General features: G+C 72.3%; 13 protein-coding genes. 12 read left to right on the top strand and 1 reads right to left on the bottom strand.

Annotated elements, in window-relative coordinates; genetic code table 11:
• Positions 1-95: 95 nt before the first annotated feature.
• Complete coding sequence (locus UWG_RS0113450; RefSeq protein ID WP_016907736.1) at positions 96-1,127, bottom strand: chitinase; 1,032 nt, start codon at positions 1,125-1,127, stop codon at positions 96-98.
• A 363-nt stretch (positions 1,128-1,490) separates the two neighbouring features.
• Here UWG_RS0113450 and UWG_RS0113445 point away from each other — a divergent pair, with 363 nt between their 5' ends.
• From UWG_RS0113445 to UWG_RS0113390, 12 genes are all read left to right on the top strand, one after another.
• Positions 1,491-2,753, top strand: coding sequence for an Nramp family divalent metal transporter (locus tag UWG_RS0113445; RefSeq protein WP_050988570.1), 1,263 nt, complete (start codon positions 1,491-1,493; stop codon positions 2,751-2,753).
• A 370-nt stretch (positions 2,754-3,123) separates the two neighbouring features.
• Positions 3,124-4,926 (top strand): hypothetical protein, encoded by a 1,803-nt coding sequence (locus UWG_RS0113440; protein ID WP_237720079.1) that lies wholly within the window; start codon positions 3,124-3,126, stop codon positions 4,924-4,926.
• Entirely contained in the window at positions 4,923-5,657 is a 735-nt protein-coding gene (gene cpaB / locus UWG_RS0113435; RefSeq protein ID WP_016907733.1) for a Flp pilus assembly protein CpaB, read from the top strand. The genes UWG_RS0113440 and cpaB overlap by 4 nt, the downstream gene beginning before the upstream one ends.
• A gap of 7 nt (positions 5,658-5,664) precedes the next feature.
• Positions 5,665-7,380, top strand: a complete 1,716-nt coding sequence (locus UWG_RS0113430; RefSeq protein WP_016907732.1) for a CpaE/TadZ family protein — start codon at positions 5,665-5,667, stop codon at positions 7,378-7,380.
• A gap of 3 nt (positions 7,381-7,383) precedes the next feature.
• On the top strand, positions 7,384-7,785 hold the full coding sequence (locus tag UWG_RS0113425; protein ID WP_016907731.1) for a TadE/TadG family type IV pilus assembly protein: 402 nt from the start codon (positions 7,384-7,386) through the stop codon (positions 7,783-7,785).
• Between the two features lie 51 nt (positions 7,786-7,836).
• A complete protein-coding gene (locus UWG_RS0113420; RefSeq protein ID WP_016907730.1) occupies positions 7,837-9,237 on the top strand; it encodes a TadA family conjugal transfer-associated ATPase in 1,401 nt (466 codons plus the stop codon).
• Between the two features lie 159 nt (positions 9,238-9,396).
• Entirely contained in the window at positions 9,397-10,341 is a 945-nt protein-coding gene (locus tag UWG_RS0113415) for a type II secretion system F family protein (RefSeq protein ID WP_016907729.1), read from the top strand.
• 70 nt (positions 10,342-10,411) lie between these two features.
• Positions 10,412-11,302, top strand: a complete 891-nt coding sequence (locus UWG_RS0113410; RefSeq protein ID WP_050988569.1) for a DUF5936 domain-containing protein — start codon at positions 10,412-10,414, stop codon at positions 11,300-11,302.
• A gap of 456 nt (positions 11,303-11,758) precedes the next feature.
• Positions 11,759-11,965, top strand: coding sequence for a hypothetical protein (locus UWG_RS0113405; protein WP_016907727.1), 207 nt, complete (start codon positions 11,759-11,761; stop codon positions 11,963-11,965).
• Between the two features lie 50 nt (positions 11,966-12,015).
• Positions 12,016-12,546, top strand: coding sequence for a hypothetical protein (locus UWG_RS0113400; protein WP_016907726.1), 531 nt, complete (start codon positions 12,016-12,018; stop codon positions 12,544-12,546).
• Between the two features lie 31 nt (positions 12,547-12,577).
• A complete protein-coding gene (locus UWG_RS0113395; protein ID WP_016907725.1) occupies positions 12,578-13,162 on the top strand; it encodes a hypothetical protein in 585 nt (194 codons plus the stop codon).
• A gap of 2 nt (positions 13,163-13,164) precedes the next feature.
• Positions 13,165-13,923: an OmpA family protein gene (locus UWG_RS0113390; protein WP_016907724.1), complete on the top strand. Its 759-nt coding sequence runs from the start codon at positions 13,165-13,167 to the stop codon at positions 13,921-13,923.
• The last annotated feature ends 26 nt before the right edge of the window (positions 13,924-13,949 follow it).

Genomic DNA, 13,949 nt, shown 5'->3' with positions numbered 1-13,949 from the left:
CGGTGGGGCGGAACACCCCGTACCGTGCCGGCCCGTTCCCAGTCCGGGCCGGGGTGGCGCGCCCGCGGTTCCGCGGGCGCGCGGGCGGTGTCGGCTCAGAGGCCGTGGACGTGCGGACCGACCGTGCCCGACCAGGAGTCGCCGGCTGTGGCGTCCCAGTTGGTCGACCAGGCCATGGCGCCGCGGATGTCGGGCCAGGTCTCCTCGGGAGTGAAGCTGCCGCAGTTCTCGCCCTTGGCGAGGCAGTCGAGCGCGTCGTTGACGACGGACGGCTCGATGTAGCCGGAGCCGGCGGCGTCCGGAGAGGCGGGGAGGCCGAGGCCGACCTGCGAGGGGTCGAGGCCGCCCTCGATCTGGAGGCAGGCGAGGGAGGTGAGGAAGTCGACGCTTCCGGAGGAGTAGACCTGCCCGTCGCAGCCGTTCATCGAACCGCTGTTGTAGTACTGCATGTTGACGACGGTGAGGAAGTCCTTGATGTTCAGCGCCGTCTTGAAGTAGTCGTTCTCCGGCGACTGCATGTCCACGGTCTGCGGCGCCATCGTCACCACGACGTCGCTCTTCGCGGAGTGGATCGACTCCAGCGCCTCGGTCATGTAGGTGGCGTTGAGGCCGTTCTCCAGGTCGATGTCGACGCCGTCGAACCCGTACTCGTCCATGAGGCCGACGATGCTGTCGGCGAACGCCTGGGCCGACGCGCTGTCGCCGACCTGCACGGCGCCCTTCTCGCCGCCGACGGAGATGATGACGGACTTCCCGTCGGCCTGCTTCGCGGCGACGTCGGCCTTGAAGTCGTCCTCGGAGTAGCCGAGTGCGGAGTCGAGGTTGAAGTCGACCTCGCCGGGAGAGCCAGTGGCGTCGGCGAAGGCGACGGCGATGATGTCGTAGTCGTCCTGGACGTCGGCGATCGTCTGGACGGTGGCGCCGTTGTCGAAGTTCTGCCAGTAGCCGGTGACCGCGTGCGCCGGGACGGCCGACGCGCCCACGTTCGGGCCCGGTCGGGCCGTCTCGCCTGCGCTGGCGTTGGCGGCGCCGACGGCGAAGAGGCCGCCCGCCGCGAGGGCGCCCGCGGCGAGGCTGACGACGGCGCGGTTGCGGATACGGGCCGCTCTGGTACGTGTTCGAGCCACAACTTCCTCCGGTGTGGGGGGACTTGGGGAAGGCGCGGGCCCTGCGCTCGTGTACAACGTGGTCCAGACCAATGGGGATGTCAATACCTAGGACGCTCCCCGCTCCCTCTCGCGGCAGCAGGGCAACTCGTGCGCGGCCTCTTGTGCGCCGACCGAACCGGCGGTTTCATGCGCGGACGATCAGTGGGCGCCCGGCGTCGCGATCGCCGACCCGACGGAACCAGCACGGCAGGAAGGGCGGTACCGATGGCCACCGACGACGCCGCACCGTTCGACGGCGCACCCACCCGGCCGGGCGACGCCGAGGCGGAACCGCGTGCACCGCAGGCGACTTCGGAGACGCCCCCGACCTCGCGCCGCGCCATGTGGAAGCGGATCGGTCCGGGCGTCGTCGTCGCCGCCACCGGTGTCGGCGCGGGGGACCTCGTCGCGACGCTCGTCGCCGGGAGCAAGTTCGGGTACACGCTGCTCTGGGCCGCGGTCATCGGCTGCATCGTCAAGATCGCCCTCGCCGAGGCAGTCGGCCGCTGGCACCTCGCCACCGGGCGCACCCTGTTCGAGGGCTGGCGCGAGCTCGGCGCGTGGACGACCGTCTACTTCGCCGTCTACGTGGTCGTCTGGGGGTTCGTCTACGGCGCCACCGCGATGTCGTCGAGTGCGCTCCCCCTCCAGGCGCTCTTCCCCGACACGCTGCCGCTGAAGTACTGGGCGATCCTCGTCGGGCTCTGCGGGCTGGCGTTCGTGTGGGCCAACCGGTACGCGGTCGTCGAGAAGGCGATGATGGTCTTCGTCGGCGCGATGTTCCTCGTCGTCGTGTACGTGGCCGTCCGGGTCGCGCCGAGCGTCCCCGACGCGTTCGCCGGGCTCGCGCCCGTCCTCCCCGACGGCTCCCTGCTCTACACGCTCGGCCTCATCGGCGGCGTCGGCGGCACCATCACGATGGCCGCGTACGGGTACTGGGTGAACGCCAAGGGCTGGACCGACAGCCGGTGGATGCGCATGATGCGGCTCGACAACCGCGTCGCGTACCTGACCACCGGCGTCTTCGTCGTCGCGATGCTCATCATCGGTGCCGAGCTGCTCCACTCCACCCAACTCGCCCTCACCGACGGGGACCGGGGGCTCCTCGACCTCGGCGAGGTCCTGGAGGACCGGTTCGGCGGCGTCACGTCGACGCTCTTCCTCGTCGGTTTCTTCGCCGCCGCCTTCTCGTCCGTGATCGGGGTCTGGCACGGCGTGAGCCTCATGTTCGCCGACTTCGTCGAGCAGATGAGGCTCGCCCGTGCCGGACGCCGCGAGGCCGCGGGGAAGGAGGGCGACGCCGTCGGGCTCGTCGCGCGGGGCGAGCGGGAGCGCTCGCTGCCGTTCCGCGCCTACCTGCTGTGGCTGACGTTCCCGCCGATGGTCCTCCTCTGGCTCGACGAACCGTTCGGCCTCGTGATCGCTTACGGCGTCCTCGGCGCCTTCTTCATGCCCTTCCTCGCGCTGACGCTCGTATGGCTCCTCAACTCCTCGCGCACGCCGCGGGAATGGCGCAACCGGCCGCTCAGCAACATCCTGCTCGTCCTCTCCGGGCTGCTTTTCCTCGTGCTGTGCGTGCAGGAGTTGCGCGACCTGCCGTGGTGACGTCCGCGCGGTGACCGGGCCCGGCACGCCGCGTGCCGGGCCCTCGCGCGGTTGCCTCCGCGCTGCGCCTGGGTAGGGGATGCCGTGGAGTTCCGGGAAAGGTTCTCTGGCGGCTGCGCCGCAGATAAGGTGTTATGTCGTCAGCCGGGATCAACGGCTGGGTGCAGACTGGAGGTTGGCCGTCCGTCGCGCAGTGCGCCGGCGGACGAACGGGAGCGTACGAGCCGACGAGGGGGTCGGCGCCGCGGCGCGCAGCCGGTGCGGAGGCCGGCGGAGCCGCGGTGCAGGAGGAAGCGAGGCCCAGGGCGGCCGGACGGGCGTGCAGGGGCCGGTCCGCCACCACCCGGGTCCGGACCAGGGGAGCCGGGACGTGACTACAGCCTTAGCGGTCGCCAGCCGCGACCACGTGCTGCCCCCGCCCGACCGGCACACGCCGCGCGCGCACGTCTTGCACGCCCCGGAGGAGCAGCCGTTCGAAGCCGCGCTCGAAGAGGCGCACGCCCTCCTGGAGCAGCACGGATACCTCATCGCCGTCTACCCCGACGCGCTTCCGCGCGCCCACGTCCACCGCCTCCACGCGATCAGGTCCGTGCTGGAGAGCGACCGCATCGCGCTGCTGCCGACGCCGCTGCCGCCGCTCGCCGTCGGCGTGCTCGTCCGGCAGCTGCGGCAGCTCTCGCTCTGCGACTTCAGCCCCGGCGTACTGGGGGCCGCCTCGCGCCTCCTCGCGCATTACGTGTACGCCGGTGCGCTCCTGCACTCCGTGGCGAAGCTCGACCGCGTCCCGGTCTCGCTCGGCGCGCACGCCAAGTCCCTCGTCTCGCGTGCCCAGTTCGCGGTGCTCGCGGCGCCCGCACCGGAGCTGGTGCGGGTCGGCGAGTCGGAGGGCGCCGCGCTGAGCGGGCCCCGGTTCGCCACACAACTCACCCTGGCGCGGGGGCAGGCAGGCGCCGAATGGGTCGCGGGACCGCTCGCCCGGAGTTGGCGCGTGGGCGAGGTGCGCGAGGAACACCTGCCCGCCGACTCGGCCTCCTGGTGGGGGACGGGGAAGCTGACGGAGTTCGCGGCGGCGATAGCCGACGTCTCGATGCTCTACCAGCTCGTCGCCTCGGTCCGCAGGGACACCTGCCACTGGTGCGGCCTCGAACTCATCGGCGACTGCTGCGCGTTCTGCGCCTCCCCGGCCCGCCCCTCCGGTGCGGGCCACCCCCTCCGCGGCGCGTATACGGTGCGCGGCCCACGGGCGCGAGGCGGTGCGCCCGCCGAGCCCCGGGGCCCGCTCTCGGCCCGCGCCGCCGAGCGCGAGGTGCCTCGCCGGCCCCAGGTGCCGCGCCCTTCGGCACCGGCGCCCGCGTCGATCGAGGCGGGCGACACCACCGTGTCCGGCACCGGTTGGGGGCCGCCCCCTGCACCGCCGTCGCCGGCCGGGTACGCGCCCCACTCGGTGCCGCCGCCGGGTGCGCAGGGGGTGCCTTCCGCACCGGCGCCGGGTGCGCGGACGCCGCGCGTCCAGGGCGGATCGGCGCCCGTCGACTCCGCTGCGTACGCGCCGGCTTCCGCGAACGGTCCCGCGCCCGCCGATGCCGCGGTCCCCTCGTCGGCGGCGCCCGAGCCGGAGCAGCGCGAGTCGGGGCCGAGCGACGCCGTTCCGGCCGAGGAGGAAGGCAACCAGCCCGCTGCGCCGTGGACCGCGGTCCCGCCCGAGCCGCGGGGCGGAGCAGAGCCGGCTCCCCGAGTGCCGTACACGGGGGCTGCGTCGGACACCCGGGCGTCCACGCTCGGGGACTCGTCCGGGCAGGAAGGCCGTCCGCCGGCGCCGCGGCCCGGTGGGCAGCAGGCCGCGCAACGGCCGTATACGGAAGCTCCGTTCGACGCCCCGGCGCCTGGCCCCGCGCCTCGCGAGGCGGCCCCGTCCGGGACGGAACCCCAGTCGCCCCCGCCGTGGGCCGCAGGCCGGCCCGTGCCGTCCCCTGGCGAACGGCAGGCTCCCCGACCGCCGTACGCGGAAGCCCCGTTCGACGACCCGACGCCCGATCCCACACCCCGTGACGCCGTCCCGAGCGACCCGGCCGACCCGGAACACGAGCACGCCCCGCCGCAGGGCGAGCAGCCGTCGCTCGCCGACACCGCCGTCGCCGATCCCCGAGAAATCCGAGGAAAACGCCCGATATGAACTCCCGTCAGCGCCGCGGCGTCCTCCTGCTGCTCGTCTCCGCGCTCTGCGCGCTCGCCGCCTTCGCGGGGGTGCTGGCGTACGTGCGCAACGTCGAGTCGAAGGTCGGCGAGGAGACGACGGCGTACGAGCTGAAGTCGGACGTACCGGCGTACAAGCGGCTCGACGCCTCGCAGTTCGAGCGGGTCACGATGCCGAAGCGGTGGATACCGCGCACGGCCGTCACCGACCTCGGGGACATCCGCGGCAAGATCGCCGTCAACCCGCTCCGCAAGGGCTCGCTCCTCCAGTCGGACATGCTCGCCGAGCGCCCCGAACTCGCGGCGGGGGAACAGGAGATCGCCATCATGATCGACGCGGAGACCGGTGTCGCCGGGAAGATCAACCCGGGGAACAAGGTCAACATCTACGCCACGTTCGAGGGCGAGCGCGGCGGCGGCAAAGGCGGCGGCAACACCCCGTCGCAGTCGCGCGTGATCGTCGCCGACGCCAAGGTGATCGACGTGGGCGAGCTGAGCCCGCTCTCCGACGACGGCGAGCGCGACGAGCAGACCCGCCAGCGCGAGCGCGAGGGCGTGCCGATCACGTTCGCGCTCGGCACCGAGGACGCCCAACGCGTCGCCTACGCCGAGTCGTTCGCCGAGCACGTGCGGCTCGCGCTCGTCGCCCCCGGCGACGACGAGGGCGTCCCCGAGGGCGACCGTACCTACACCCTCGGCGGGGACGAGTGAGGTGCCGATGACCTGGCGCATCCAGCCCGCGGTCAGCGACCCGGAAGCGGCCCGCGTCCTGGTGGAGGCGCTCGCGAGCACGCCCGACGGGGAGCCGCTGCCGCCCGCCATCGACTCCACCCAGCTCCTCGACGTGCTCGGGCAGGCCGGCGCCGAGTCCGCCGCCGACCTGCCCGAGATCGTCCTCGTCCACGAACTCGTCGGCCCGCTCCCCGCGCTGGAGCTGATCCGCGAGGTCGCCGTCCGCTTCCCCGCCGTCGGCACCATCCTCGCCGCGCGCGACACCAGCCCCGCCCTGTACTCCTCCGCCATGGACGCGGGGGCGCGCGGCGTCGTCTCGCTGCCGCTGCGCGTCGAGGAGTTGAACGCCCGCATCGGTGCCGCGGGCGGCTGGGCGGCCGGTGTGCGGCGCCATCTCGGCGCGGGCGGGGCGGGGCCGGCCGGCGCGGGGGGCACCGTCGTCGCCGTGACGGGGGCGAAGGGCGGCGTGGGCGCGACGCTCGCCGCCGTCCAACTCGCCCTCGCCGCCCACGCGTCGGGGCGCAGCACCGCCCTCGTCGACCTCGACCTCCAGTCCGGCGACGTCGCCTCCTACCTCGACGTCCAATACCGCAGGTCCGTTGCGGACCTCGCCGGCATCCAGGACGTCTCCCCGCGGGTCCTCCAGGACGCCGTCTACGCCCACGAGTCGGGCGTCGCACTGCTCCTCGCGCCGGGCGAGGGGGAGCGCGGCGAGGAGGTCGACGACCGCGCGGTACGGCAGATCGTCGGCGCCCTCCGCTCCCGTTACGAGGTGGTCGTCGTCGACTGCGGTGCGCAGCTCACCGCGGGCAGCGCGGCGGCGGTGGAACTCGCCGACCGGGCCGTCCTCTTCACCACCCCCGACGTCGTCTCGGTACGCGCGGCGAAGCGCGCGGTGCGGCTCTGGGACCGGCTCCAGGTGCGCAAGGCCGAGGAGATCGTCACCGTCGTCAACCGGGCCTCCCGGCAGACGGAGATCCAGCCGCCGCTGGTCGCGCGCATCACGGGGACACCCGTCGCGCGCACGGCCGTACCCTCGCACTTCAAGGACCTCCAGACCGCCGTCGACGCCGGGCGCCTCCAGGACCTCGACGACCGCAGCGTCGTCAAGCAGGCCCTGTGGGCGCTCGCCGGCGAACTCGGCGTCGCGGCCGCACCGGAGCAGCCGCGCAAGGCCCGCGGAAAGGCGAAGCGCCGCGAGAAGCACCGCGGCGACAAGCCGCAACCCCCGGAGCAGGCCCAGGCGCTCCCCGGGGCGGGCTCGGCACGGCAGGCGCTCCCGCCCGGCACCGCCCCGCCCCGACAGGCGCCCGACGGCGGCCGGCCGGGCCGGCTCGGCGGCGAACGAGGCGCGGCGAGCGTGGAGTTCGCGGGGATGGCGCCGATCGTCCTCGTCGTCCTCGCCCTCGTCTGGCAGGCCGTGCTGATCGGCTACACCTTCTCGCTCGCCGGCAACGCGGCGGACGAGGGCGCACGCGCCGCGGCCTCGGCAGAGGCGTACGGCGACCCGCAGGGCGCGTGCCAGGCGGCGGCCACCGAGCACCTCCCCGCCAAGTGGCGCGGCGGCTCGAAGGTGGCGTGCTCCCTCTCCGGCGACGTCTGGAAGGCCGACGTCGACATGAAGACCCCCATCCTCTTCCCCGGCTCCGCCCTCCTCCCGTTCACGGTCGCGGGCGAGGCCGGGGCGGCGAAGGAGGGCTGACCCGTGGCGCGCGTCCCCTTCCCGCACCGGCGCCGCACTGGGCGCCTGCACCCCGAACGCGGCGCGAGCTCCCTGGAGTTCGCCGGCATGCTCCCGCTGCTGCTCCTCGTCGCCATGGCCGGCATCCAGCTCGGTCTCGCCGGCTACGCCGTGCAGCAGGCCGGCAGCGGAGCGCGCGCCGCAGCCCGCCTCGCCGGGCAGCAGGACACCGCGGACGGGTACGCGGCCGGGGGACGCGCGGCGATGTCCGGCTGGACGGCGAAGCGCAGCACCTTCGCGCTCTCCGGGGGCGGCGACGAGGTGACGGTGAAGACCACCGTCACCATCCCGTCCGTCATCCCCGGCTTCGGCAGCCTCGGCACCGCGAGCCGCTCGGCGACGATGCCGGCCGACGAGGACGACTGACGTGCCGCCGTACGCCCCGCAGGGGCCCGACACCGCGCCGAGGAGGCCGAGTTGAGCCTGCGCTCCCGCATCAACCAGGACGGCGCGGCGCCCGCCGCGGGCCGTCCCGCCGCCGACACGACGGGCCACCTCGTCCCCGCCTTCCGCACCAAGCTGCTGGAGGAGATCGACCTCGCCGAGATGTCGGCGCTCGCGCCCGACGAGCGCCGCAGCCGCCTGGAGCGCGTACTCGGCCACATCATCAGCCGCGAGGGCCCCGTCCTCGCCACCCCCGACCGGGCGCTGCTCATCCGCCGCGTCGTCGACGAGGCGCTCGGCCTCGGCGTCCTCGAACCGCTGCTGGAGGACGCGTCGATCACCGAGATCATGGTCAACGGGCCCGATCAGGTCTTCGTCGAGCGCGCGGGCCGCGTCGAACAGGTGCCGGTGCGGTTCGCCTCGGACGAGCAGCTGATGCAGACGATCGAGCGGATCGTCTCCACCGTCAACAGGCGGGTGGACGAGTCGAATCCGATGGTCGACGCGCGCCTCCCCACGGGCGAGCGCGTCAACGTCATCATCCCGCCGCTCTCCCTCTCCGGTGCCACCCTCACCATCAGGCGCTTCCCCCGCGCCTACACGCTCGAGGAGCTCATCGGCATCGGCACCCTCGACACGCACATGCTCGCGCTGCTCTCCGCCTTCATCAGGGGCCGCTTCAACGTGATCGTCTCCGGCGGCACGGGCTCCGGCAAGACGACGCTGCTCAACGCACTCTCCGCGCTCATCCCCGAGCGGGAGCGCATCATCACCGTCGAGGACGCGGCCGAACTCCAGCTCCAGCAGGAGCACGTCATCCGGCTGGAGACGCGCCCGGCCAACGTCGAGGGGAAGGGCCAGGTCACCGTCCGCGACCTCGTCCGCAACTCGCTGCGGATGCGCCCCGACCGCATCCTCGTCGGCGAGGTGCGCGGCGGCGAGACCCTCGACATGCTCCAGGCGATGTCGACGGGGCACGACGGCTCGCTCGCCACCGTCCACGCCAACAGCGCGGAGGACGCGCTGATGCGGCTCCAGACGCTCGCCTCCATGTCCGAGGTCGACGTGCCCTTCGCCGCGCTCCAGGACCAGATCAACTCGGCCGTCGACGTCCTCGTCCAACTCGCCCGCCTCTCCGACGGCTCCCGCAAGGTGGTCGAGATCGCGCTCCTCTCGTCGCACGGCAGGGAGCCCTTCCGGATCGTCCCGCTCACCCGCTTCGACGCCGCCCCCGCCACCGGCACGGGGCGCGTCGACGGCAGCTTCGCGCACCTCCCGCTGCCCCGCAGGACCGCCGACCGGCTCGCGCTCGCGGGCGAGAGCGTCCCGGGCGCGTACGGGGTCGCGACCGACGCCTCGCAGCTCTCCTCCCGTGTCGCGGAGGCGCCGACCGAGCGGGGCGCCGGCGGGCGCCACGCGGGAGGCAGGGGATGACCGGGCCCAACCCGCCTACGCACCGGCCGCGTTGGGGAGACTTGCCGGGTGCCGGACCGCCGGCCGGGCGGCCCGGCTGAGGGCGCGCCGCGCCGCGCCGCGCCGACCGCACCGTGCAGACCGCAGACGCAGGACGAGAAAGGCCACCGAGGACGCCGTATGGACAACACCGCACTCCTCGCCCTCACGGCGACCGCGTGCGCCGGTGCCGTGGGCACCGCCGGCGTGCTGGTGTACGCCTCGGGGCGCAGCCGGCGCAGGGCGCTCCTCGACCGCCTCGCCGCCGAGGCCGCGGGCGCCCGGCTCCCCGACGGCCGGGCGCGGCCCTTCTCCGGCGTCGACCGCCGGCTGCGCCGCACCGGCCCGGGCAGGCGCCTCCAGCGCAGGCTCGACGCCACCGGACTCGACCTCACAGCGGGCGAGTTCGCCGTCTACACCGCCGCGCTCGTCGCGGTCCTCTGGTTCCTCGCCTCCGCGATGCTCGCCGCCTTCTTCGGCCCGCTCGCCGGCCTCCTCGGCGCCGTCAGCGCCAACGCCTTCCTCAACCAGCAACGCAGGCGCCGCACCGAGCAGTTCATCGCGCAGCTCCCCGAGCTCTCCCGCATCCTCGCCAACGCCACCTCGGCGGGCCTGGCGCTGCGTACGGCTCTCGGTATCGCCGCCGAGGAGCTGGAGGCGCCCGCCGGCGACGAACTCGCCGTCGTCGTCAACCAGCTCGCCGTCGGACGCTCGATCGACGACGCCCTCGGCGAACTCGCCGAGCGGCTGCCGTCGCGCGAACTCGTCGTCCTCGTCACCACGTTGGTGCTCTCCAACCGGGCGGGCGGCACCATCGTCGGGTCGCTGCGGAATCTCACGCACACGCTGGAGGAGCGCAAGGAGACGCGACGCGAGGTGCGCACGATGCTCTCCGAGGTCAACGCCACCGCGTTCACGCTGCCGCTCCTCGGCCTCGGCGCCATGCTGATGATGAACTCGATGATGCCGGGCGCCCTCGCCCGCGTCACCGGGTCGCCCGTGGGGCAGTTGGCGATGCTCGTCGCCGTCGGGCTCTTCGCGGGCGGGTTCCTCGTGATCAGGCGTCTCGGCAGGATCGAGGTGTGACGGTGGGTACCGCGAAGCAACTCGCCGCCTCCGCCGCGGCGTTGGACGCAGCCGAGAGGCGGTGCCCCGCGTGATCGCGCTGGTCCTCGCGCTCGTCGCCGGCGCCGCCGTCTACGCGGCGCTCGCCGGGCTGCGCCTCTACCGCTCCGAGGCGGAACTCCCCGCCGACCTCGTCCTCGCCCACGAGATCGGCGCCACCCGCGCCTCGGCGCCCGACCGCGCCGTCGACCGGCTCGGCATGCGTCTCGCGCCGCTGGTGCTGCGGCTCATGGGGCCCCGACTCGTCGACCGCAAGCGGCGCCGGATCGACCAGGCGGGCAACCCCGGCGGCCTCACGCTCCAGCGGTACGCCGCGAGGCGCGCCGTCTACGGCGTCTTCGGGCTCCTCATGGGACTCGTCGGCATCGCGGCCGACAGCCTCCTCTTCACCCTCCTCGTCCTCGCCTTCGGCTGGACGGCCGCCGACCTCTCCCTCTGGCAGGCCGTGCGCGACCGCAAGCGGACGATCGAGCGCACCCTCCCCGACTTCCTCGACGTCCTCGCCGTCGTCGTCTCCGCCGGGCTCGGCTTCCGGCAGGCGCTGGAACGGGTGGCGGAGCGGTACGAAGGGCCGTGGGCCGACGAACTCCGCATCACCCTGCGGCAGATGGACATGGGCGTGAGCCGCCGCGACGCCTTCGACGAGCTGCGCAGGCGCAACTCCAGCGAGCAGGTCGACCAGTTCGTCACCGCGCTCCAGCAGGGCGAGGAACTCGGCGCCCCCATCGCCGACACCCTCGTGCAGATCGCCACCGACATGCGCCGGACGGACGCCCAGAACGCGCGCCGCCAGGCCGCGAAGACCATACCCAAGGCGACGCTCGCCACGATCGGCTTCCTGCTCCCCGGCACCCTCATCCTGATCGCGGCCACGTTCATCCTCGGCGCCGACACCGACTTCGGCTCGATCCTCGGGGGTTGACGCCGCGATGACCGAAAACCGCCCGCACACCACCGCCCGAAACGGGACCAGGGCGCCCGCATTTCACGCCAACTCTTCGCGGGGGCAGGCAAATGTGGCACAGTCTGCATTCGGGCAACAACAGTGGGCAACAAGAGTCGGCGCACACCCCACCGGCCTGTCGGAACCCCCCGACCCCGAGTGGCCGCGCCCCACCCGCGAGACCAGGTGCCGGAGGGAGACGCAGCACACCATGACCCCCACCCCCGCACCTCCCCTCCCACCCGGAGGTGCCCCCCATGCCTGACGCCCGGCACCCCCACGCCCACCGGGACCTGACCCTGCGCGACCTCCCTCCCCCCACCGGCGTGCACCCACCCGAAGCCGGACCGGGTCCACACCGAACAGCCGCGCCCCACGCCCCGGAAGCCCACCGAAGGGCGGCCCATCAAGCCGCCGACACTGGAGGAGAGCCCGATGTCCAAGCCGACCGAAATGATGTACAGGGCACTCACGCGCCTGCAGCACGGACGCGACGGGGAGCGGGGGGCGTCGGCTATCGAGTATGTGGGGATCGTGATCATTGTGGGGGCGATCATTCTGGGGATTCGCGCGCTGGGACTCGACGCAGTGATCTCCACAGCCATAGGGAATGCGGTGGCGAAGGTCGTCGGCGGTGGGTGAACCGCCCCGGCTCGGAGAGTGGTTCTGCGCTCCTGCTCTGTGCAATCGCCATGACGGGCCTGTTGTTTCTGGCTTTCGCCCTCTTCACGGTCGCCCAGGCCGCGTCGGTCCGGAACGGTGGGCAGACCGCTGCCGACGCGGCGGCGATCGGTGCAGCGAGAGCAGACAGGGCGGCATTCTTTGATGGCTTCGTCGATGCGCTGGGCGACGATGACGAATGGCGCGAGTGGATAGCCGGGCGTGGTGACATAGTCGCCGAAGGCTGCGGGGAGGCAGGGCACTTCGCGGGCCAGAACGACTCCAACATAGAAGGTTGCCGACCGGTCCAGAGGCAAGGCGACCTTGGGTATGCCGTCGACGTACGAACAAGGTTCGACAGCGGATCATCGATCATCCCCGGCGCCGGGAACAAGACTGCGAAGGCATCGGCGACCGCTGTGATCGTGCCGAGGTGCGAGGCCGATGGCGACTCTGACCAGATCATTCTGACCTGTGACGGCGAGGAGATCGCTATCGAGCCGGACGATGACGATTTTGATGCCAACCCAGCTGACCTGTTCGACGTGGTGCTGGTCGACTGATGAAAGACGACAACCGGAGGAAGCGCAACCCATGAGAACGCGGCGAAAAGGCGGCCAGTGGGCGGCCCTTGCGATCGCAACTGGTCTGCTCTTTGCGCTGGCAGGTTGCAGCGGAGGCGGGGACGACGAGGACGCAGACAAATCCTCCCCGAGTCAACAGGACGACAAGGGCAAGGGCGGAGATTCCTCGTCCCAGGACGGCGACGGCGAGGGAGAAGTACTTGCTGAACTCAAGGGGGGATCGGATATCAGTCTGACCATCAACTCCGCAGAGCGCGAGGAAGGCGGGTTCCTCACGCTCAACGGAGAAGTCTCGAACAGCGGTGGGAAGTTCTGGAGCGGCGTCGAATGGAAGGCCGACGAAAAGGAGTTGGCCGAGGCAAATCCGTCGTCGATGGCCGGGGCAAGCCTGGTCGACAAGAAGGGGAAGAAGAAGTACCTCGTCCTCAGGGACACTGACGGGCGTTGTCTCTGTACTGCCTTCAAGGGTGGACTGCAGGGCGGCCAAACCAAGAATTGGTATGCACAGTTCCCCGCGCCGCCTAAGGGGAACGACGCCCTCGATTTTCAGGTGGGAGACCTTCCGACGGCGAGCATCACCATCTCGGGGGAGTGACAATGGCCCGTACTGTCCTCGCGCGCGCTGTCACAGGCACGTCCGTACTGGGGCTGCTGGTCTTCGGCCTCGGCGGCGTGGCCCATGCAGACGAGGCGACACCCTCACCAAGCATCGGTGACCTGCCGACCGATCCACCCGACTTCGGCACCGACAACCCCACCACCATCCCCACCGGCGCCGCCCCCTCCCTCCCGGGCGAGACCGGCCCCGGCGACGAGGGGTACAGCGAACCCCCCGACAACTTCGAGAACGTCGGTTCCGGCTCCGAGCCCAACAAGGTCGACGCCCAGTCGGGCGGTCTCAAGCTCGCCTCCGGGGCGAAGCTGGCGCCGCCGAAGGTGCTGGACATCAAGTTCGTCACGGAGAACATGGGCGGCGACGAGCGGCGCGAGGACAGCACGGAGAAGACGAAGTTCACGCTCCAGGCCGAGGTGCTCTTCCCCAAGGACAGCAACAAGCTGAACGGAAAGGCGAACGCCAAGATCAAGGAGATCGCGGCGGAGGTCGAGAAGCAGAAGGGCTCGGAGGTGAACGTCTACGGTTTCACCGACGACCTGGGCTCCTACGAGCACGGCAAGAAGCTCTCCCGCGCCCGCGCCGCCACCGTCCAGCAGCGCCTCGCCGAAGAGCTCGGCTCCGACGTCTCCTTCAACGTCCGCGGCTACAGCGAGGATTACCCGGTCGCCGACAACAAGACCGAGGAAGGCCGCAAGAAGAACCGCCGCGTCGAGGTCTCCTTCCCGCGCCAGGAGGGGTGACGCACGCTCCGTCACACCGGAGCGTG

Source organism: Streptomyces xiaopingdaonensis, from assembly GCF_000262345.1.
Lineage (GTDB): Bacteria > Actinomycetota > Actinomycetes > Streptomycetales > Streptomycetaceae > Streptomyces > Streptomyces xiaopingdaonensis.
This window is presented reverse-complemented; position numbering and strand designations above follow the sequence as displayed.

Excerpts from the sequence above, each read along its gene's own strand:
- UWG_RS0113405 (WP_016907727.1), top strand. The coding sequence starts at position 11,759 with ATGTCCAAGCCGACCGAAATGATGTACAGGGCACTCACGCGCCTGCAG.
- cpaB (WP_016907733.1), top strand. The coding sequence starts at position 4,923 with ATGAACTCCCGTCAGCGCCGCGGCGTCCTCCTGCTGCTCGTCTCCGCG.
- UWG_RS0113415 (WP_016907729.1), top strand. The coding sequence starts at position 9,397 with ATGGACAACACCGCACTCCTCGCCCTCACGGCGACCGCGTGCGCCGGT.
- UWG_RS0113430 (WP_016907732.1), top strand. The coding sequence starts at position 5,665 with ATGACCTGGCGCATCCAGCCCGCGGTCAGCGACCCGGAAGCGGCCCGC.
- UWG_RS0113395 (WP_016907725.1), top strand. The coding sequence starts at position 12,578 with ATGAGAACGCGGCGAAAAGGCGGCCAGTGGGCGGCCCTTGCGATCGCA.
- UWG_RS0113400 (WP_016907726.1), top strand. The coding sequence starts at position 12,016 with ATGACGGGCCTGTTGTTTCTGGCTTTCGCCCTCTTCACGGTCGCCCAG.
- UWG_RS0113390 (WP_016907724.1), top strand. The coding sequence starts at position 13,165 with ATGGCCCGTACTGTCCTCGCGCGCGCTGTCACAGGCACGTCCGTACTG.
- UWG_RS0113445 (WP_050988570.1), top strand. The coding sequence starts at position 1,491 with ATGTGGAAGCGGATCGGTCCGGGCGTCGTCGTCGCCGCCACCGGTGTC.